General features: G+C 69.2%; 8 protein-coding genes and 5 pseudogenes. 8 read left to right on the forward strand and 5 right to left on the reverse strand.

Annotation, left to right across the window (positions count from 1 at the left end):
* Window positions 1-124 precede the first annotated feature (124 nt).
* Entirely contained in the window at window positions 125-2,317 is a 2,193-nt protein-coding gene (locus MBELCI_RS06565; protein WP_021693379.1) for a primosomal protein N', read from the reverse strand.
* A 305-nt stretch (window positions 2,318-2,622) separates the two neighbouring features.
* Between MBELCI_RS06565 and fsa the strand changes: the two genes are divergently transcribed.
* The 4 genes and pseudogenes from fsa to MBELCI_RS06585 all read left to right on the forward strand — a co-directional run bounded on the left by fsa (window position 2,623) and on the right by MBELCI_RS06585 (window position 5,773).
* Window positions 2,623-3,276 (forward strand): fructose-6-phosphate aldolase, encoded by a 654-nt coding sequence (fsa, locus tag MBELCI_RS06570; protein ID WP_021693380.1) that lies wholly within the window; start codon window positions 2,623-2,625, stop codon window positions 3,274-3,276.
* 121 nt (window positions 3,277-3,397) lie between these two features.
* Window positions 3,398-4,110 (forward strand): annotated as a pseudogene (locus MBELCI_RS06575) (DUF484 family protein).
* Window positions 4,107-5,021: a tyrosine recombinase XerC gene (locus MBELCI_RS06580; protein WP_200861253.1), complete on the forward strand. Its 915-nt coding sequence runs from the start codon at window positions 4,107-4,109 to the stop codon at window positions 5,019-5,021. Before MBELCI_RS06575 ends, MBELCI_RS06580 begins: the two are co-directional and overlap by 4 nt.
* Window positions 5,022-5,078: 57 nt before the next feature.
* A pseudogene (locus tag MBELCI_RS06585) lies at window positions 5,079-5,773 on the forward strand (CDP-alcohol phosphatidyltransferase family protein).
* Here MBELCI_RS06585 and MBELCI_RS06590 read toward each other — a convergent pair.
* Window positions 5,770-6,606, reverse strand: coding sequence for an EamA family transporter (locus MBELCI_RS06590; RefSeq protein WP_045319795.1), 837 nt, complete (start codon window positions 6,604-6,606; stop codon window positions 5,770-5,772). The pseudogene MBELCI_RS06585 and the gene MBELCI_RS06590 sit on opposite strands and share 4 nt — an antisense overlap.
* Window positions 6,607-6,724: 118 nt before the next feature.
* Window positions 6,725-9,642 (reverse strand): annotated as a pseudogene (gene ileS, locus MBELCI_RS06595) (isoleucine--tRNA ligase).
* A gap of 243 nt (window positions 9,643-9,885) precedes the next feature.
* On the opposite strand from ileS, the gene MBELCI_RS19805 reads away from it, so the two are divergent.
* Window positions 9,886-10,287, forward strand: coding sequence for a group III truncated hemoglobin (locus MBELCI_RS19805; protein ID WP_081698490.1), 402 nt, complete (start codon window positions 9,886-9,888; stop codon window positions 10,285-10,287).
* A 10-nt stretch (window positions 10,288-10,297) separates the two neighbouring features.
* Here the strand turns inward: MBELCI_RS19805 and MBELCI_RS06600 are convergent.
* Together MBELCI_RS06600 and MBELCI_RS06605 are read right to left on the reverse strand one after the other, a co-directional pair.
* Window positions 10,298-11,290: pseudogene (locus tag MBELCI_RS06600) on the reverse strand (YcjF family protein); the annotation flags it as partial.
* A gap of 10 nt (window positions 11,291-11,300) precedes the next feature.
* Window positions 11,301-12,718, reverse strand: a pseudogene (locus MBELCI_RS06605) (YcjX family GTP-binding protein).
* 155 nt (window positions 12,719-12,873) lie between these two features.
* Between MBELCI_RS06605 and truA the strand changes: the two are divergent.
* The 3 genes from truA to MBELCI_RS06620 all read left to right on the forward strand — a co-directional run bounded on the left by truA (window position 12,874) and on the right by MBELCI_RS06620 (window position 21,476).
* A complete protein-coding gene (gene truA, locus MBELCI_RS06610) occupies window positions 12,874-13,647 on the forward strand; it encodes a tRNA pseudouridine(38-40) synthase TruA (protein WP_021693389.1) in 774 nt (257 codons plus the stop codon).
* Window positions 13,648-13,761: 114 nt separating this feature from the next.
* Window positions 13,762-15,591 carry an autotransporter assembly complex protein TamA gene (locus MBELCI_RS06615; RefSeq protein WP_021693390.1) on the forward strand — a complete coding sequence of 610 codons (1,830 nt, stop codon included), beginning with the start codon at window positions 13,762-13,764 and terminating at the stop codon, window positions 15,589-15,591.
* Window positions 15,588-21,476, forward strand: coding sequence for a translocation/assembly module TamB domain-containing protein (locus MBELCI_RS06620; protein ID WP_021693391.1), 5,889 nt, complete (start codon window positions 15,588-15,590; stop codon window positions 21,474-21,476). The genes MBELCI_RS06615 and MBELCI_RS06620 overlap by 4 nt, the downstream gene beginning before the upstream one ends.
* Window positions 21,477-21,550 lie beyond the last annotated feature (74 nt).

Raw genomic sequence — 21,550 nt, forward strand, 5'->3', positions numbered from 1 at the left:
GGCATCGGAATACGTGTCATGCGCAAGCATTAGGCCCTCCCGCACCGCTTGGCGAGACGTAGCGTCACCCGGCGCGCGAAATTCTTGGCCGCTTGGACAAGGCTCCTCCCCGGCTCCTTCGCGCCTAGAGGAAGCTCTGCGGATCGATGTCGATGGCCAGCCGCAAATTCGCGGGCAGCCGCAGTTGGGCCGCCCATTTCGCCAGCGCCGATTGCAGCGGCGCGGTCTTCTCGGCCTTGACCAGAAGCCGCACCCGGTGCCGCCCGCGCACCCGCGCGATGGGCGCGGGTGCCGGGCCGAAGAGCTGCGCACCGATCCGGCGCAACGGCGCGTCGAGCCGCGCCAGCCGATTGCCCAGATCGAAGGCGGCCTGCATGTCGGGCGAGGAGATCACGATCCCCGCCATACGGCCATAGGGCGGCACACCGGCGGCGCGGCGCGCGGCGGCTTCGGCGGCCCAGAACCCCTCCTCGTCGCCCGACAGGATCGCGCCGATCACCGGATGTTCGGGCTGGAACGTCTGCAACAGCGCGGTGCCGCGCGCCTCCGCGCGTCCGGCCCGGCCCGCGACCTGCCGCATCAACTGGAACGTCCGCTCGGCGGCGCGCAGGTCCGAGCCCTGCAGCCCGAGATCGCTGTCGATCACGCCGACCAGCGTCAGCTTGGGAAAATTGTGACCCTTGGCGACGAGCTGCGTGCCTACGACGATATCCGCCGCGCCCTCGGCGATCTCGAGAATGCGCGCCTTCAGCGCGCGGGCCGAGCCGAACAGGTCCGACGACAGCACCGTCACGCGGGCGTCGGGAAACAGCGCCTGCGCCTCTTCGGTGATCCGCTCCACTCCCGGGCCCACGGCGGCGAGCTTGCCCGCCACCTCACAGTTCGGACAGGTCTCGGGCATCGGCGCCGTCTCGCCGCATTGGTGGCACATCAGCCGCTTGAGGAACCGGTGCTCGACCATCCGCGCGTCGCAATGCTTGCAGCCGATCTGGTGGCCGCAGGCGCGGCACAGCGTCAGCGGCGCATAGCCCCGGCGATTCAGGAACAGGAGCGACTGCTCGCCGCGCTCAAGCCGCTGCATCACCGCGCCCTTCAAGCTGGGCGAGATCCAGCTACCCGAAGGCACTTCTTCGATGCGCATGTCGATGGCGCGCATCTCGGGCATCACGGCGGGGCCATAGCGGCTTTCGAGGTCGAGACGGGCGTATTTGCCCTGCTGCACGTTGACCCAGCTTTCCAAGGACGGCGTGGCCGAGGCCAGCACCACCTGCGCCCTTTCCAATGACGCCCGCAGCACCGCCATGTCGCGCGCGTTGTAGAGGACGCCATCCTCCTGCTTGTAGGAGGTGTCGTGCTCCTCATCGACGACGATCAAACCAAGATCGTGGAACGGCAGGAACAGCGCCGAGCGCGCACCGACCACCAGCTGCGCGCCGTTCTCGGCGACCATCTTCCAGCAGCGCCGGCGCTCGGTGGTGGTGACGCCGGAATGCCATTCGGCGGGCTTCGCACCAAAGCGCGCCTCGACGCGGGTCAGGAACTCCGCCGTCAGCGCGATCTCCGGCAGCAGCACCAACGCCTGACGACCACGGGCGAGGCACGCCGCGACGGCTTCGAGATAGACCTCGGTCTTGCCCGAACCGGTGACCCCCTTCAGCAGCGTGGTGCCGTAGCGTCCGGCCTTGATCCCCTCGCGCAGCCTTGCCGCCGCCGTGGCCTGATCGCCGGTCAGCGCCTTGCCGGGCATGTGCGGGTCGAGGCTGGGATACGGCACGTCGCGCGGCGCCTCTTCCTCGGCCACGGCGCCCGAGGCCACCAGCCCCTTGACCACCGAGGAACCGACACCCGCCAGTTCGGCCAGCTCGCCCAGCATGAAGCCCATGCCGTCATGCTCTTCGAGCAGATCGAGCACCCGGGCGCGGGCCGGTGTCATCCGCCCCGGTTGGCCATGGCCGCGCCGGTAGATCTTGCGCATCCCGGGCGGATCGGTGAGGCCCGGCGCGCGGGTCGCCAGACGTAGCATCGCGGGCATCGGCGTCAGCGTGTAATCCGCGACACGGCCCAGAAACTCGCGCATCGCCGGGCGCATCGCGGGGATGTCGAGTACCCGGATCGCGGACTTCACCTTGGCGGGATCGTAATCGCCCGCCCCCGGCCCCCAGACCACGCCGGTGACCTTGCGCGGCCCGAACGGCACCTCGACATGGTCTCCGGCGGCGCATCCGCCCGACGGCGCGCGGTAGTCAAGCACCCGGTCGAGCGGCTGTGTCGTCAGCACGCCGATCAGCGCGCCTTGCTCGAAGCGGGGGGATGTCATGGGCGGATCGGTATCCTCGGGTCGGCGGGAAAGAGCCGCCAACATGCGCCGCGCCCCGCGCGGCTTCAAGGGATCGGGCTGTCGCAGCCTTCACGCCGCCAGTTGTGCTTCCCATATGGAAAAGGTGCTGTTCCGGGAAAGGTGCTGTTCCACCGCTTCGCCAGTTGCTAGACCGAGTGCGAAGCCGCCCCGCGAAGCGCGTGCACCAAGTGGAGCACGCATGGGCACGAATATTGATCCAGCGCGCGAGGGCGCAAGTTCATCAAACGCGCGAAAGCGCGCGACACCAGACAGGGAGAAACCAAATGAAATTCTTCGTTGATACCGCCGAGATCGACCAGATTCGCGAACTCAGCGACCTCGGTATGGTCGATGGCGTGACCACCAACCCGTCGCTGATCATGAAGTCGGGCCGCGACATCAAGGAAGTCACCGCCGAGATCTGCTCCATCGTCTCCGGCCCCGTCTCGGCCGAGACCGTGGCGCTCGACGCCGAAGGCATGATCGCCGAAGGCCGCGAGCTGGCCAAGATCGCCGATAACATCGCGATCAAGGTGCCGCTGACCTGGGACGGCCTCAAGGCCTGCAAGGTGCTCTCCGACGAAGGCCGCATGGTCAACGTGACGCTGTGCTTCTCGGCCAACCAGGCGCTTCTGGCCGCCAAGGCGGGGGCCACCTTCATCTCGCCGTTCATCGGTCGTCTCGACGACCTGAACATGGACGGGCTCGAGCTGATCGCCGACATCCGCACGATCTATGACAATTACGGCTTCGAGACCAACATCCTCGCCGCCTCGATCCGCTCGGCCAACCACATGAGCGAATGCGCCAAGATCGGTGCCGACGTGGCGACGGCCCCTGCCGCCGTCATCAAGGCGATGGCGAACCACGTGCTGACCGACAAGGGCCTCGACGCCTTCACGAAGGATTGGGCCAAGACCGGTCAGAAGATCCTCTGATCCCCTTGGCGGGGCGCTGTGCCTTCCGGGCCGCGCCCCGCCGCATTCTTGCCACACCGGGGCGCATCATGCCCCGGCGGCTGCTATCTTGGTCGGGATGCGACAGCCCGGACCCGCCCAGATGACCGATGATACCTTGCCCGATGACGATGACGGGCTGCGCGGCCGGATCCTTGCCGACCCCGCCCGCCTGCTGGACGATCCCGAGATCATGCGCGCCCTCGTCGAGGCCGACGCCGAGGCCAAGGGCGCGAATGTCGTCGATCTGCGCGGCCTCGCCATGGAGCGGCTGCAATCGCGGCTCGACAGGCTCGAAGACACGCACCGTTCGGTGATCGCGGCGGCCTATGAGAACCTTGCCGGAACCAACCAGATCCACCGCGCCGTACTGCGCATGATGGACGCGACCCGTTTCGAGACCTTCCTTCAGGATCTCTCGGGCGAGGTGGCCGACATGCTGCGCGTCGACGTGGTGCGTCTCGTGCTCGAAACCGCCAGCCCGGAGGACGACCCCGCCATCGCGCGGCTGTCGGACGTGCTGTCGGTGGCCGAGCCGGGCTTCGTCGCCGATTACGCGACCCAAGGGCGCAACGTGCCGGTGCGGCAGGTGTCGCTGCGCCCGGTCGAGCCGCAGGAGGCCGGGCCATATGCGCCCGCGCGCCCGACATCCTGTCAGAGGCCTGCCTCAAGCTCGATTTCGGGCCGGGCCGCCTGCCGGGCATGCTTCTGCTCGGTGCCTCGGACGCGGCGCGCTTCTCGCCGTCACAGGCGACCGATCTCATGGGCTTTTTCGCCGGCGTGTTCGAGCGGCAGATGCGGCGCTGGCTGTCGTGATCTCACCCGCGCTCACCGATGCGATGGGCCGCTGGCTCGACCATGAGCGGGCCTTGAACGACGCCGCCCGGAATACCCTTACCGCCTATCAGGGCGACGTTCTGGGGTTTCTCGCCTTCATGCAGGGCCATCACGCCGAGGCGCAGGGCCTCGGGGCCATCGCACGGGTCACGGTGTCGGACATGCGCGCATGGATGGCGCATGAGCGCGCGCGCGGCCTCTCGGCGCGCAGCCTCGCGCGCGCGCTTTCGGCGGTGAAGTCCTTCTATCGCTGGCTCTCGGTCCGCGAGGGGTTCGAACCCACCGCCGTGCTCTCGACCCGCGCGCCGCGCATGAAGGCACGGCTGCCGCGCCCGCTCGACGAAGAGGCGGCGGCCCGCGTGCTGGAGGCGGTGGAGTTGCAATCGCGCGAGCCATGGGTCGCGGCGCGCGACACGGCGGTGGTGACGCTGCTGTGGGGCTGCGGCCTGCGCATCTCCGAGGCGCTGTCGCTCAGCGGCGCGCAGGTGCCCTTGCCCGAGACGCTGCGCATCACCGGCAAGGGCGGCAAGGAGCGGCTGGTGCCGGTGCTGCCGGTCGCGCGAAAGGCGGTCTCGGACTACGTGAAGCTCTGCCCGCACCCGATGGATGCGGGCCTGCCGCTGTTTCGCGGCGTGCGTGGCGGGGCCTTGGGCCCGCGTCCGATCCAGAAGGCGATGGAGATGGCGCGGCTGCAGCTCGGCCTGCCCTCGACCGCGACACCGCATGCGCTGCGTCACAGCTTTGCCACGCATCTGCTGAGCGCGGGCGGCGATCTGCGCGCGATTCAGGAACTTCTGGGCCACGCATCGCTTTCGACGACTCAGACCTATACGGCGGTCGACGCGGCCCGGCTGATGGAGATCTATGATCGCGCCCATCCACGGGCCTGAGATCTACAGGCCTGAGCCGCGTTGCACCTGCCGTCGGTTTCGGCCAAGAGGGACGGCATGACTGACGCACGCAAGGCCCTCGGGGTCCATCTCTTCACCGCCACAGGCGCGGTTTTCGCCATGCTCGCCATGCTGGAGGCGGTGCAGGACGATTGGAGCATGATGTTCCTGTGGCTGGTCGTGGCCTTCGCGGTGGACGGCGTCGATGGGCCGCTGGCACGCAAATACGACGTGAAGCGCAACGCGCCGATCTTCGACGGCGTGCTGCTCGACCTGATCATCGACTATCTCACCTATGTCTTCGTGCCCGCCTTCGCATTGTTCGAATCAGGGCTACTGCCGGGCTGGACCGGCTGGATGGCGATCATCGTCATCACCTTCGCCTCGGCGCTCTACTTCGCCGACAGCCGCATGAAGACCAAGGACTATTCCTTCCAAGGGTTTCCGGGCTGCTGGAACATGCTGATCCTGGTGCTCTTCGCGCTCTCGCCCAACTTCTGGATCATCCTCGCGCTGGTGGTGGTGCTGGCGATCACCATGTTCCTGCCGGTGAAATTCATCCACCCCGTGCGCACCAAGCGTTGGCGCGCGGTGTCGCTGCCGATGGCGCTGGCGTGGACCTTCTTCGCGGGTTGGGCGCCTGGGTCGATTTCGACCCGGCGAGCTGGGCGCATTGGGGCCTTGTCGTCACTTCGGTCTACCTGCTGGCCGCAGGTGCCGCGCAACAGCTGGTGCATGGCAAGGACGGCTAAAGCCGGGTCAGTGCCACGCCGGAGACGATGAGCGCCGCCGAAACCGCCTTGGTGCGGTCCATCCGGTCGCCGAAGGCGGCCCAGCCGATGAGCACCGCAAAGAGGATCGATGTCTCGCGCAGCGCGCTCACCAACGCGATCGGCGCCAGCGTCATCGCCCAGACCGCGATGGCATAGGCTCCGTAGGAGGCGAGCGCGGCCAGCGTGCCCTGCCCCCAGACCCGCGCCGACACCCGAAGAAGACCCCGGCCCCGCATCGCAAAGCCCATGGGCACGAAGAGCAGCATCGAGGCCACGAAGAGCCAGCCGACATAGGCCACCGGATCGCCCGACACCCGCGCCCCCAGGCCGTCGACCAGCGTGTAACCGGCGGTGCCCGCCGCAGCACCCAGCGCATAGGGAATGAGCCGTCGGCTTTCGCCGGAGCCCAGCGCGCCGCGCGCCATGCCAAGAATGCCGAGCCCCAGCACCAGCACGCCCCGCACCGACAGCGGTTCGATCGCGTCGGACAGGAACAGCCCACTCGCCACCAGCACCGCCATCGGCGCGGCCCCGCGCGCGATCGGATAGACCCGGCTCAGGTCGCCATGGTCATATGCCATGGCGAGAAACGTGTTGTAGGTCGCATGGCACAGCGCCGACCCGGCGATCCACGGCCAGACCTCGGCTGCGGGCCAAGGCCGCGTCAGCGCCACGGCAAGGCCCAAGCCCCCCTGCACCAGCGTCAGGATCACCATGCCCGCGAGCTTGGAAGCCCCGAGCTTGATCATCGCATTCCAGCTGGCATGCAGGAGGGCTGCGAGCATCACGGCGAGAAAGACCGGCAAGCTCATCTCGGGCGGCACCGGCATATGAGTATTTGCGGCGTAAAGTCACAAGGCGCGCGCCCTGCGACTTCATCCTCCGGATACTCGAGACCGACGCCGCGGCAGGCGCGGCGCCGGTCGATCGTCACGCCAGTGCCGCGTCGCAGCGGGCGCAGACTCCGGGATGCGCATGCGTGCCGACATCGGGCAGGATCTTCCAGCAACGCTGGCATTTCTCGCCATCGGCCGCCTCGAACACCACGCCCACGCCATCGATCTCCGGCAGGCGGAACGCCTCGGCCGGGGATGGATCATTGGTGAGATAGATCGCCGAAGTGATGCACAGATCCTCGAAGTTCACGCTCTTGAGCGCAGCCAGCGTCTCGGGATCGCGCACATGCACCACCGGCGCCGCCTCGAGCGAGGCACCGATCACCTTGTCGCGCCGCGCCACTTCGAGCGCCGCCGTCACCACGCGACGCACCCGCCGGATCGCCGACCACTTCGCGGCCAGATCCTCGTCGCGCCACGCCTGCGGCGTCTCGGGGATGTCGGTAAGATGCACCGAAGCCGCGTCGCCCGGATTCCGTTCGAGCCAGACCTCCTCCATCGTGAAGACGAGGATCGGCGCGAGCCATGTCGTCAGCCGGTGGAACAACAGGTCGAGCACGGTACGCGCGGCGCGGCGGCGGGCGGTGTCGCCGTCGCAGTAGAGCGCGTCCTTGCGGATGTCGAAGTAGAAGGCCGACAGCTCCACCGTCGCGAAGGTGAAGACCGACTGGAACACGCCTTGGAAGTCATAGGCGTCGTAGCCCTCGCGCACGGCCTGATCCAGCTCGGCCAGACGGTGCAGTACCCAACGCTCCAGCTCGGGCATGTCGGCCGCCTCGACCCGGTCCGCCTCGGAGAAGTCCGCCAGCGAGCCCAACAGGAAGCGCATGGTGTTGCGCAGCCGGCGATAGCCGTCGGCGGTACCCTTGAGGATCTCGGGCCCGATCCGCAGATCGGCGGTATAGTCCGACTGCGCCACCCAAAGCCGCAGGATGTCGGCGCCGTACTGCTTGGTCACGTCGGCGGGGCTGACGGTGTTGCCCAAGGACTTGGACATCTTCATGCCCTTCTCATCGAGCGTGAAGCCATGCGTCAGCACGCCGCGATAGGGCGCGCGCCCTTGGTGCCGCAGGATTGCAGCATCGAGGAGTGGAACCAGCCGCGATGCTGGTCGGTGCCCTCGAGGTAGAGATCGGCCAGACCATCCTCCGACCCGTCCTCGCGGTCGCGCAGCACGAAGGCATGGGTGGAGCCGCTATCGAACCACACGTCGAGAATGTCGAGACTGAACATAATCGTCGGGGTTCACGGTATCGCCCAGGAAACGCGCCTTGGCGCCGTCCTTGTACCACGCATCCGCGCCCTCGGCCTCGAAGGCCTCGAGGATGCGGGCGTTCACGGCCTCGTCGCGCAGCAGGAAGTCCGGATCGGCGGGCTTTGCCCCCTTCTTCACGAAGCAGGTCAGCGGCACGCCCCAGGCGCGCTGGCGCGACAGGACCCAGTCGGGCCGCTGTTCGATCATCGCATGAAGCCGGTTGCGCCCGGTCCTGGGCGTCCATGTCACCAGCTCGTCGATCGAGGTCAGCGCGCGCTCGCGGATGGTCTTGCCATACTGGTCCTGCCCGTCGCCGACTTCGCGATCGATCGCGGCGAACCATTGCGGCGTGTTGCGGAAGATCAGCGGCGCTTGGAGCGCCAGCTATGCGGGTAGGAGTGCTTGATCTTGCCGCGGGCAAAGAGCTTGCTCGACTGCGCCAGCGCATCGATGACGGCCGTGTTGGCGTCGCCCTCCTTGCCGTTCGGCTTGAGGATGCGCTTGCCGCCGAAGAGCGGCAGGTCCGCCCGGAAGGTGCCATCCTCCTCGACGTTGTAGGTTATGACCTCGGCCAGCATCCCCGCGTCGCGGTACAGCTCGAACTCGTCCATGCCGTGGCTCGGTGCGCAATGCACGAAGCCGGTGCCGTCCTCGTCGGTGACGAAGGGCGCGGGCCGGAAGTCGCGCGGCTGGTCCCACTCGCCTTCGCCGCCCTCGATCCCGGCAAAGGGATGCGCGACCGACAGACCTTCCAGCGATGGCGCGTCGCCGATCCGCTCCCAGCCATCGACGCGGGCCTTGCCGAGGCAGCCCTCGGCCAGCTTGTCAGCCAGAAGCAGCTTGTCGCCGGACTTGACCCAGTTGTCCTCGGGCGCGCCGGTGATCCGGTAGACGCCGTAGGAGATTTCGGGATGATAGACGACGCCTTTGTTCGACGGGATGGTCCAGGGCGTGGTGGTCCAGATCACGACATCCGCGCCCTGAAGCAGCGGATCGTCCGAGCCCAGAACCGGGAAGCGCACCCAGATCGTGAAGCTCTCCTTGTCGTGATACTCGACCTCGGCCTCGGCCAGCGCGGTCTTCTCGACCGGCGACCACATCACGGGCTTCGAGCTTGGTAGAGCACGCCGTTCATCAGGAATTTCTGAAATTCCTCGGCGATCACCCGCTCAGCGTGGAAGTCCATCGTGAGGTAGGGGTTTTCCCACTTGCCAGTGATGCCGAGACGCTTGAACTCGTCGCGCTGAACATCGACCCACCTTCGGCGAACTTCCGGCATTCCTGACGGAAGTCGATCACGTCGACCTTGTCCTTGTCCTGCCCCTTCTTGCGGTACTGCTCTTCGATCTTCCACTCGATCGGCAGCCATGGCAGTCCCAGCCGGGGATATAGCGCGCGTCGCGGCCCATCATCTGCTGGGAGCGCACCACCATATCCTTGAGGATCTTGTTGAGCGCGTGGCCGATATGCAGGTTGCCGTTGGCGTAGGGCGGGCCGTCATGCAGCGTGAAGGGTCGACGCCCCTCGGCGCGCTCGCGCAGGCGGTCATAGACCCCGATCCGTTCCCAGCGGTCGAGCCAGCCCGGCTCGCGGTTGGGCAGGCCCGCGCGCATCGGAAACTCCGTGCGCGGCAGGTTCAGGGTGTCCTTGTAATCGGGGGTCTCGGAGGCGGGGGTCTCGGGCGTATCGGCGCACATCGCTGTTCGGTCCTGTCGAAGTCCGGTCGTGTCGGAATGTCTGGTGAAGGGCGGCGCGGCGTCAGCTCATGCGCCTTGTCCCGGCGGCCCTGATCCTCAGAGCGCCGGGCCGGTAATTCGCGTGAACGGGACACGAAAAGCCATCATGGGGCCGCTTATAGGCGCAGGCTCGGGGCGGGTAAAGCGCGGCACGGTTTCCCCCGCGCGGCATTCGGGATTATGAGGGCCCCAAGGAGCCGCCCCATGCCAGAGCCACGCATCGACGTCACCCCCGAGCAGATCGCCCGCGTCGTGGCGCGGTTCTACGAACAGGTGCGCGCCCACCCCGGCCTCGGGCCGGTCTTTGCCCGCCATGTCGCCGACTGGCCCGAACACGAGGCGCGCATCGTCTCGTTCTGGGAGAGCGCGATCCTCGGCAGGCCGGGCTATCGCGGCAGCCCGGTCACGGCGCATCGCGACGCGCGTGATGTGCGGCCGGGCATGTTCGCACCTTGGCTGGCGCTGTTCGACATGACGCTGCGCGAGGAGCTGCCGCCCGAGACCGCAGCGGCGTGGTCGGACCTCGCGCACCGGATCGGGCGGACCCTGCGCGCGGGCGTGACCGAGCGCGAGACCCATCCCGGCGGCGTGCCCAAGCTGTTCTAGCCGCGCGCGCGAACAGCCCCGTGAGCGCGCGCGCCACGAGGCCCGAGACCGATGGCCGCTCGACCGTGCGGAACGGCAGCGGACGACAGACCTCGATCGCGGCCACGCCAACCCGCGCGGTCAGCGCGCCGTTGACCACCCCTTCGCCAAAGCGGCGCGAGACGCGAGACAGAACGCCGCCGCCGGCGACCGAGCCCACGAGGTCGTCGCCCACCGCCACGGCCCCCGTCGCCACCAGATGGGTCAGCACCGAGCGAGTGAGACGCCACGCGCCCAAAGTGCCAGACCGCCCGCCATAGATCTCGGCCACGCGCCGGATCATCCGCAGGTTCGAGGTCAGCGCCGCCGTCACGTCCGCGAGCGCCAGCGGCACCACCGCCGTCACCGTCGCCACCTGCCGCGCCGCCATCTCGACCTCGCGCGCGGCCATGGCGTCGAGCGGCGCCAGAAGCTCGCGCTCGGCCAGCCCCAACACGCCATCGGCGTCGAACACGTCGCCCTCGCGCGCCTTCACCTTGGCGAGCCCCGGCAACAGTTCGCCCCGGCCCGCATAGAGCGCCACCATTTGCGCCGAGACCGATTTCGCGAGGCCGAGATCCTGCGCGCCCAGCGCCGCCGCCGCGTCTCTCTGGATATGATCGAGCCGCGCCAGTCGCCGAAAGGCCCAAGCCTCCTTGGCCGCGATCGCCAGAAGCAGGCCCAGCACCAGCCCCACCAGCACCGTGGCGATCATCCCCAGCACCGGGTTCGCCGCCAGAAGCCCCGTCACCCAGGACCACGCCGCCACCGAGAGCATGAAGCCCACCAGCGCGGCCAGCGCCGCAAAGAACCAGCGCGCCAGCCTGGAACGCGGCCGCGCTGCCATGACGGCGACGCGCTGCATCGCCGCCCCCTGCGGCAGGCCCGGTTCGGGCACCGGGGGCGCGGTGGCGGGGGTCACATGCGGCGTCGCCTCCTCTTCGAGGTCGATCACCACCGGGCCGCGCCGCTTGTCGTCGCTCATGCCTGTCTCCTCACAGCCGGTCGCCGAGCAGGAACTCCGCCGCCCGGTCGAGACGGATATGCGGCGGCCCCTCGCCGGGCTTGAGCGTCAGCCGCGCCGGCGCGAAATTCATGATCGAATAATCCCCATCGAGCCATGCCTCGGCCCCCGCCCGCGCCGGGGCCAGAAGATGCGACGGGTCTTCGGGAAGCGCGCCCGCATGCAGCGCCGCCTGACGCCCCGTCTCCAGCAGCTTGCCGCGCACCACGTCGATCATCTCGCCGCCATGGCTCACCCGGTCCTCCACGGTCGTGCGCAGCGCTGCGATCGACATGGCCTGGGTCTTGGCCCCGGCGAAATCGGCCCGGTCGCGCGCGTCGCGCAACAACGCCTCGGTGATCGCGGCGAGCTTGGCGTGCTCGGTGTGGTGGAGGTGGTCCGCCTTGGTGGCTGCGAACAGAATGCGGTCGATCCGGCGGCCTTGGAAGATCCGGCTCAGAAAGGCGTTCCGACCGGGGCGGAAGGCACGCAGGATGTCCGCCATCGCCGCGCGCAGATCCTCGACCGCCTGCGGCCCGGCATGGATCGCCGAAAGCACGTCGACCAGCACCACCTGCCGGTCGATGCGCGAGAAATGATCGCGGAAGAAGGGCTTTACCACCTCGCGCTTGTAAGCCTCGTATCGCCGCTCCACCTCGCGCCCGAGGCTGCCTTTCGGGGTATCGCCGCCCGGCAGCGGCGCGAAGGTCAGCACCGGCGAGCCTTCGAGATCGCCCGGCAACAAAAACCGCCCCGGCGTGCAGTCCGAATAGCCCGCCTCTCGCGCGGCATTGAGATAGTCGGTGAAGGCCCGCGCCAGCGCCTTGGCACGCGGCTCGTCGAAGGGCGCGCCCGGCTCGACGGCCCCGACCGCCTTCAGGAAGGCCGCTGCCTGCGGCATCGTCGCCGCCCGACGCTCGGCCCGTGCCAGCGCCTCGCGCGCCCAAGTGGCATAGTCCTTCTCCAGAAGGCCCAGATCGAGCAGCCATTCGCCGGGATAATCCACGATGTCGAGATGCACGGTGCGCGGGCCCTGCACCCCCGCCAGCATCCCGCCCTGCTGCACCCGCAGCGACAGCCGCAGCTCGCTCACCCGGCGCGTGCCCTCGGGCCATTCGGGTTCTGGTGCCAGCAGATGCGCCAGATGCCCCTCGTAGTCGAACCGCGCCACCGTATCGTCGGGCTGCGGCCTGAGCACCGCACCGAGGATGCGCGGCGCGGCGGCGAATTGCGGCATCCGCCCGCGATCCATCAGATTCGCCACCAGCGAGGTGATGAACACCGTCTTGCCGCCCGCGACAGCCCCGTGACGCCCAGCCGGATCACCGGATCGGTGAAGGGCGCGACCAGCCGGTCCGTGACCCCCTCGACGCCACGCGTGATGCTGTCCGTGATCGCCCCGATGACCAATGCACCGCTCCCTGCCCGCTTCCGTCCGGCAAGATAGGCATGCGCGCCCGGGATGCACAGGGCGCGCGCCCCGGGCGGCGGATTTGCATATCCGCAAAATCGTGAAAGGAGCCACGCGCTTGCCAAGTGATGCGCCCAAGGCTACCCGCAGCGCCATGCCCCGCTATGCTCTCAAGGTCGAATATCACGGCACGCCCTTCTCCGGCTGGCAGCGCCAGTCCGAGCACCCTTCGGTGCAGGGCGCGATCGAGGCCGCGCTCGGGCGGTTGGAAAAGCGCGAGCACACCATCGCCGCCGCCGGACGCACCGATGCCGGGGTACACGGCCTCGGACAGGTCGCGCATTGCGACATGGACAAGGAATGGAACCCGTTCCGTCTTTCCGAGGCGCTGAACTTCCACCTGAAGCCCGCGCCGGTGGCCATCACCGCCTGTGCCCGCGTGGCAGATGATTTTCACGCCCGGTTCTCGGCGACATGGCGGCAGTACCTGTTCCGCCTCGTGATGCGCCGCGCGCCGCTCACGCATGACAAGGGCCTCGCTTGGCAGGTGCCGCATCTGCTCGAGGCCGGCGCGATGCAGGCGGCGGCGGACCGGCTCATCGGGCGGCACGACTTCACCACCTTCCGCTCCTCGATCTGTCAGGCGAACTCGCCGCTGCGCACGCTCGACCGGCTCGACGTGGAACGCATCGAGGGGACCAGCGGCCCCGAGATCCGGTTTCACGTGAAAGCCCGCGCCTTCCTGCACAATCAGGTGCGCAGCTTCGTCGGCACGCTGGAGCGGGTCGGCGCCGGGGCATGGACACCTGACGACGTGACCGCCGCGCTCGAAGCGCGCGACCGGGCCGCATGCGGGCCGGTCTGCCCGCCCCACGGCCTCTATCTCGCCGCTGTCGGATACGTACCGGACCCCTTCGATCACAATTGATCATGGGGTCGGAACAGGCTGTTGCCTCCCGGTGCCGATAGGATAGCAATGGGGTCAAGGCCCGGCCCAGACCGTGCCATGAACAAAGAGCGGTTCGCCGGGAGGACATCGAAGTTGCGCCATATTGCCGTGCTGACCGGCCTGTCGGTCCTTGCCCTCTCCACATCCGCAGCCTTCGGTCAGGACGTCCGCTTCGAGATCGACGTTGCCGATGACGACCTCGAAAGCGTGCTTGAGAACTCGTCCCTGCTCGTGGCGCTCAAGGATGAAGATGACCCGACCCCGCAGGACTATGTCGCCGCCGCCCGCGCCGATTACCGCCGCCTGCTGACCGGGCTTTATTCCGAAGGCTATTACGGCGGCACCATCTCGATCCTCGTCAACGGACAGGAGGCCGCGGCGCTGGCCCCGCTCGACGCGCCCGCGCGCATCGACGACATCGCGATCCGGGTGAGCCAGGGCCCGCGCTTCGAATTCGGCCGCGCCGAAATCGCGCCCCTGGCCCCGGACACCGAGTTGCCCGAGGGCTTTGCCACGGGCGAGACCGCGCGCGCCGAATCGGTGCGCGCCGCCGCGCGCGCGGGCGTCGAGGCATGGGAGGCGGTGGGCTTTGCCAAGGCCGAGGTGGCGGGACAGGAGATCGTGGCCGATCACCTGACCGAACGGCTCGACGCCGCCGTCACCCTCGCCCCCGGCCCGCGGCTGCGTTTCGGCGCGCTTACCGTCACCGGCAACGAGGATGTGCGCGAGGAGCGCATCCGCGCCATCGCCGACCTGCCGGTGGGACGCACCTACGACCCCGAAGCACTCGACTTCGCCGCCACCCGGCTGCGCCGCACCGGCGCCTTCGACGCGGTGGCCTTCATCGAGAGCGAGGAGATCGGGCCGAACGACACCCTGCCCTTCGAGTTGACGATCACCGAATCCAAGCCGCGCCGCATCGGCTTCGGCGCCGAGATCTCGACGGTGGAGGGCCTTGGCCTCTCGGCCTTCTGGCTGCATCGCAACCTGCTCGGCGGGGCCGAGCGGCTGCGGATCGAGGGCGAGATCTCGGGCATCGAGGGCGAAGTGCCCGGCGTCACCGGTTCGGGCGGTGCCGATTACCGGCTCGGCACCAGCTTCAACCGCCCCGCCACCTTCCGCGCCGATGTCGATCTCTTTGCCGAGGCCGAGTTGAAGCACGAGAACGAGATCGACTACACGCTCGATCAGTTCAGCGCCGAGATCGGCCTGTCGCGCTATGTGAACGACACGCTGACCTATTCGGCCGCGATCGGCATCCTGACGGCCCGCGAGGAGACAGACGCGCGGGTGCGCGACTACACGCTGCTGACGCTGCCGCTCGACGCCACGCTCGATCGGCGCGACGTGCCGCTAGACGCCAAGAACGGCTATTTTATCGACGCCGAGGTGACGCCATTCCTCGGCGTGACCGGCACCGATGACGGGCTGCGCCTCTATGTCGACAACCGCGCCTATCGCAGCTTTGGCGAATCGGAGCGCCTGACCCTGGCCGTGCGCGGTCAGATCGGCTCGGTTCTGGGCTCGAGCCTCGCCGAGACGCCAGCCGACTTCCTGTTCTATTCGGGCGGCGGCGGCACGGTGCGCGGGCATGACTACCAGTCGCTCGGCGTCACCTACACGCGCGACTTCGGCGACGGACCGGTCGAGATCCGCTCGGGCGGCAAGAGCTTTGCCGCGGCCCAGCTCGAAGCGCGGTTCGGCGTCACCGAAAAGATCGGCGCCGTCGGCTTCTATGACATCGGCTATGTCGAGGCCGACGGCATCCCTGACGGCTCGGGCGATTATCAGGCCGGCGCCGGCGCGGGCATCCGCTATACCACGCCGATCGGCCCGATCCGGCTCGATGTGGCCACCCCTGTCACCGGCAACGACGCCTATGAAAGCGTCCAGGTCTATATCGGAATAGGACAGTCGTTTTGAAGCAGCTCTCCCGCGCCGCCGCCATTTCCATCGCCACCGTCGCGCCCACCATGCTGCCTGCGCAGGAGCAGGCCGAGCGGGACCGCGGCTTTCTCGCCGGGCTGATCGAGGACAACCTCTCGGGCGCGGGGCGCGAGGTGATCATCACCGGATTTCAAGGCGCGCTCAGCTCCACCGCGAGCATCGAAGTCATGACCATCGCCGACGAGGACGGCGTCTGGCTCAGGGCCGAGAACCTCGTGCTCGACTGGAATCGCTCGGCGCTGCTGCGCGGACGGCTCGAGGTCGAGGAGCTGTCGGCCGAGCTGATCGAGCTCACCCGGCCGCCGATGGCCGACCCCGAGGCCCCCGCCGCCGAGGCCAGCCCCTTCTCGCTCCCCGAACTTCCGGTGTCGATCCGGCTCGACGATCTGGCGATCGACCGGCTGGTGCTGGGCGAGGCCTTTCTCGACGAGGAGATCGCGCTCACGCTACAGGGCTCGGCCCAGCTTGCGGATGGCGAGGGCGAGGCGCAGCTCGTGGCCGAGCGTCTGGGCGAGCGCGCCGGGCGGTTCGAACTCTCGGGCAGCTACTCCAACGACGACCGCCTGCTCGATCTCACGCTGGCGCTGAACGAGGCCGAGAACGGGCTCGTCGCGCGCATCCTCGACCTGCCCGGGCGCCCCTCGGTGGCGCTGAATGTCGAGGGCACCGGTCCGATCGACAATTTCGACGCGGACATCACGCTCGACACCAACAATCAACGCCGCATCGCCGGCAGCTTCGCGCTTGATCGCGGCGAGGCGCCCGAGGGCGGCACCGCGCCGCTGGCCTTCTCGCTCGACGTAAGCGGCGATGTGACACCGCTCATCGCGCCTGACTACAACGAATTTTTCGGCCCCGACGTCTCGCTGGTGATCAGCGGTTCGCGCGAGGCCGATGGCGCGCTGGCGCTCACGGCGCTCGACATCGACGCCCGTGCGCTCAGCCTCGAGGGCTCGGCCCGCATCGGTGCCGATGGCTGGCCCGAGCGGTTCGACCTGACGGGCGAGATCGCCAATACCGATGACAGCGCCGTCACCCTGCCCGTCGCGGGCGGCGAGACCCGGCTCCAGCGCGCGGCCCTCGCGCTGCAGTTCGACGCCAGCACCGGCGACCAGTGGGTGATCGACCTCACCGCGCAGGAGTTCGTCCGCCCCGGCCTGACGATCCCCCAGCTCACCGTTCAGGGCGGCGGCGTCATCGTGCGCAAAAGCGACGCCGCGCCGAGCCTGTTCACCGCCGATGTCGACTACACCGCGCGCGGGCTGCAGTTCGACGACGAGAACCTCGCGGAGGCGCTGGGCGAACAGATCGCGGGCGACATCGTGCTTGAGCGTGACGGCGACGGCCCGGTCACCATCGACCGCATCACCCTCGACGGCCCCGGCATCGCCCTGAACGCCGAAGGCACCGTCGCGGGCTCCGAGAACGGCTTCGAGACCACCTCGACCCTGCGGCTCGCCGCCGACCGGCTCGAGCGGTTCTCGGGCCTCACCGGGCTCGACATCGCCGGGGCCGCCGATCTCGATATCGACAGCACCATCCGCCCGCTCGACGGCATCTTCGATCTGACCCTGTCGGGCACGACGCAGGATCTCGCGCTCGGAATCGAGCCGCTCGACCCCTATATCGGCGGCACCGGCGAGATCGCTCTCGCCGCGGCGCGCGACGAAACCGGCACAAAGGTCGAAACCCTGCGCATCGCCACGCCCGAAATGACCGCGACGGCGCAGGCCGACATCACCTCCGGCGCAAGCTCGGCCACCTTCGACGTAGAGGTCGCCGATGCGGGGCTCGCGCTCGACGGGGTCACCGGCCCGGCCAGCCTCAGGGGAACCGCCATGCGCGACGCGGCGGGTGTCACCACCGCCGATGTCGTGGCCACGCTGCCCAATGGCCGCGCCGAGATCGACGCCACGCAGGCTTCCGAAGAGGATGGCGGGCAGGTCACGCTCGACGTGACCGCCGATCTGCGCGACGTGGCGCCCTTTTCGACCATCGCCGGGCGCGATCTTTCCGGCGCTGCCGCCTTCAAGGCCAACGGCACGCTCGCCTCCGACGCCTCGACCTTCGATCTGGTGGTCGACGCGGACACCACCGACCTCGTCACCGGCGTGCCGCAGGCCGACCCGCTGCTGCGCGGTCAGGTGGCGCTGTCGGGCCGCGCCGTGCGCTCCGGCCCCGAGAGCTTCCGCGTCGAGAACCTCGACCTGACCTCGCAGACCCTCGCCGCCACGGGCCGGGCCGAGTTGAACGGCGACCGCGCAGTGTTCGACATCACCGCCCGCGCCAGCGACCTTGCCCCCGTGGGCGAAGCGATCGACAGGCCGCTTTCGGGCGCGGTCGAGCTTTCGGCCTCCGGCACGGCGCAGACCGACGGCTCAACGGCGGACGTCACCCTCGACGCCACCGCCATCGACGTCACCACCGGCATCGCGCAGGCGGACCCGCTGCTTGCGGGCCGGGTCGAGATCGCGGGCCATGCCGTGCGCAGCGGCGAGATGGCCTTCTCGGTCGAGGATCTCGTCCTCTCGGCCCCGTGGGTGCGCGCTTCCGGCGACGCCGCGCTCGACGGCACCACCGCCACCTTCGACATCGAAGCCGAGGCCTCGAACCTCGCGCCTCTGGGCGCGGCGCTCGATCGGCCGATCTCGGGCGCGCTGCGCCTCGACGCCTCCGGCACGGCGCAGACCGACGGCTCGACGGCGGACGTCACGCTCGACGCCACCGCCATCGACGTCACCACCGGCATCGCGCAGGCGGACCCGCTGCTTGCGGGCCGGGTCGAGATCGCGGGCCACGCGGTGCGCAGCGGCGAGACGGCCTTCTTGGTCGAGGATCTCGTCCTCTCCGCCCCGTGGATCGAGGCCTCCGGCGACGCCGCGCTCGACGGCACCACCGCCACCTTCGACATCGAAGCCGAGGCCTCCGACCTGACCCCCTTGGGCGCGGCCCTCGACCGGCCGATCTCGGGCGCCGCGCGGCTCTACGCCTCGGGCACCGCCCAGACCGACGGCTCCGGCGCCGACGTGACGCTCGACGCGGTCACCACCGATCTCGTCACCGGCATCGCGCAGGCCGACCCGCTGCTGGCGGGCCGCGTCACCCTCTCGGGTCACGCCACCCGCACCGGGCCGCAGAGCTTCTCGGTCGAGGACCTCAAGCTCGACGGTCCCGCCGTCGCTGCCACCGGCCGCGCCGAGGTGATTGACGGGCAGGCCAGCTTCGACCTCGATCTCGACGCGCGCGATCTGGGGGCTGTGGGCGAGGCCGTCGACCGTCCGCTCGCGGGCGAGGCGCGGCTCTCGGCCAACGGCACGGCGGCGCTCGACGCCTCCACCTTCGACGTCACCCTCGATGGGCGCGCCACCAACCTCGCCACCGGCACGGCGCAGGCCGACGCGCTGTTCGGCGGCGAACTCACGCTTTCGGGACATGCCCGGCGCATCGGCCCCGAGGACCTGCTGGTCGAAAACCTGGCGATCGCCTCCGAAGGGCTCAACGTCTCTGGCTCGGCCACCATCGCCGACGGCTTGGGCGATTTCGACCTCGACATCGACATCGACGACCTCGCGCCCATCGGCACGCTGGCGGGCCGTCCGCTGTCGGGCGCGGTGGATCTCACCGCCACCGGCACGGCGAGCGCGGACCTGTCGCGCTTCGACGTCACGCTCGACGGCACCGCCTCGGACGTGACCACCGGCATCGCGCAACTCGACCCGCTGCTCGCGGGCGAGACCGTGCTCGACGCGCAGGCGATCCGCACCGGGCCGCAGGACTTCGCCCTGCCCCGCTTCACCCTCGTGAACCCGCAGATCCGCGCCATGGGCGAGGCCACCGTGACCGACGGCCTGCCCACGGGGGATTTTGACATCGAACTGGCGCAGATCGCCCCCTTTGCACCGGGGTTGTCCGGCCCCGCCACCGTTTCGGCACAGGCCTCTGGCGACGCCTCTGGCAGCATCGATTTCGAGGTGACGGGCCGCGCGCAGGGCACCGACATCGCCGCCACCGGTCGCGTCGCGCCCGAGGCACAGGGCCGCGAGCTCACCGCCCGCGTCTCGGCCGACGTGGCTTCGCTCGCGCCCTTCTCGCAGCTTGCGGGCCGCCCTCTGGGCGGCAGCGTCGATCTCGACGCGGCGGGCACCGTGATGCCCGACCTGTCGCGCTTCGACGTGACCATCGACGGTCAGGCGTCCAACCTCGATATCGGCGTCGAGGCCGCTTCGCGGCTACTCGACGGCACCGGCTCGATCGACGCGCGGCTCAGCCGCGACGCGCCGGGCGAGATCGCGGTGCGCGACCTCGACATCCGCTTCCCGGCATTCGCCGTGCAGGCCGACGCTACCGGCTCGGACGCCAATCAAAGCGCCACCTTCGAAGCCCGTCTCAACGACATCGGCCTGTTCACCCCGGATTTCTCCGGCCCGGTCACCGCCTCGGGCACCGCCGCGCGCAGCGCCTCAGGCGATCTCGACCTCGACGTCTCGGCCACCGGCCCCGGCGGCACCTCTGCCGACGTCTCGGGCCGCTACCTGCAGAACGGCACGCTCGATCTCGACGTGACCGGTCAGGCGCAACTTGGCCTCGTCAACGACCTGATCGCGCCGCGCCGCCTCGACGGCACCGCGCGGTTCGACCTCTCGGTCGAGGGACCGCCCGCGCTCTCCTCGGTGCGCGGCACGATCTCGACCGCCGATGCCGAACTGGCGGTGCCGACCGTCGGGCTCACCGTGCAGGACATCGACACCACGATCCAACTCTCGGGCGACCGCGCCGACCTCTCGCTGTCGGCGGCGCTCGAAAAGGGCGGACGGATCGGCATCACCGGCCCTGTCGCGCTCACGGGGGGGTACGACGCCAACCTCGTCGTCACCCTCGACGGGCTCGAACTGCGCGACCCGGAGCTTTACGAGACTACCGCCGACGGGCGGCTGACGGTCACCGGCCCCCTCACCGGCGGGGCGCAGATCGCCGGGCTGGTCGAGCTCGGGCCGACCGAGATCCAGGTGCCATCATCCGGCATCGGCGCGCTGGGCAGCCTGCCCGAAGTGCGCCATATCAACGCCCCCGAGGCGGTGCGCCGGACGCTGAACCGCGCCGGGCTGACCATCGCCGGGGTCGAGATCGGCGAAACGGCGGGGGCCACCGAAGGCCCCGCAGGGCCCGGCTACGGCCTCGACGTGACGATCCGCGCCCCCTCGCGCATCTTCATTCGCGGCCGCGGCCTCGACGCCGAATTGGGCGGTGAGTTGGAGATCGGCGGTAACACCAACCAGGTGATCCCGGTGGGTCAGTTCGAGCTGATCCGCGGTCGTCTCGACATCCTGCAGCAGCGGTTCGAACTCGACGAAGGCGGCGCCTTTCTGCAAGGCGATTTCCGTCCCTTCATCCGTCTAGTGGCCACCACGGAAACGGCGACGGGCACCGTCGTGCGGATCATCGTCGAAGGCCCGGCCAACGAACCCGAGGTGCGCTTCGAATCGACGCCCGACCTGCCGCAGGACGAGGTTCTGGCGCAGCTCATCTTCGGGCGCGACCTGTCGTCGATCACCCCGCTTCAAGCGGTGCAGCTCGCTGCCGCCGTGGGCACGCTGGCGGGCACCGGCGGCGGCGGGCTGATCGATGATTTCCGCGCCGATACCGGGCTCGACGATCTCGACATCACCACTGACGAGACCGGCAATCCCGCCGTGCGGGCGGGCAAATACCTCTCGGACAACGTCTATACCGACGTCACCGTCGGCACCGACCAGACCTCGATCAACCTCAACCTCGACGTGACCGACGACATCAAGGCGCAAGGCAGCGTGACCAGCGACGGCGAGACCAGTCTCGGGATCTTCTTCGAGCGCGACTACTGAGGCGGTTTCCCGCCACGGTGCCGCGGCGGGGCTCACGAGGCGCTTTGCCGCGGCTTATATGACCGAGGTAGCCA

This window comes from Limimaricola cinnabarinus LL-001, from assembly GCF_000466965.1.
Classification (GTDB): Bacteria; Pseudomonadota; Alphaproteobacteria; order Rhodobacterales; family Rhodobacteraceae; genus Limimaricola; species Limimaricola cinnabarinus.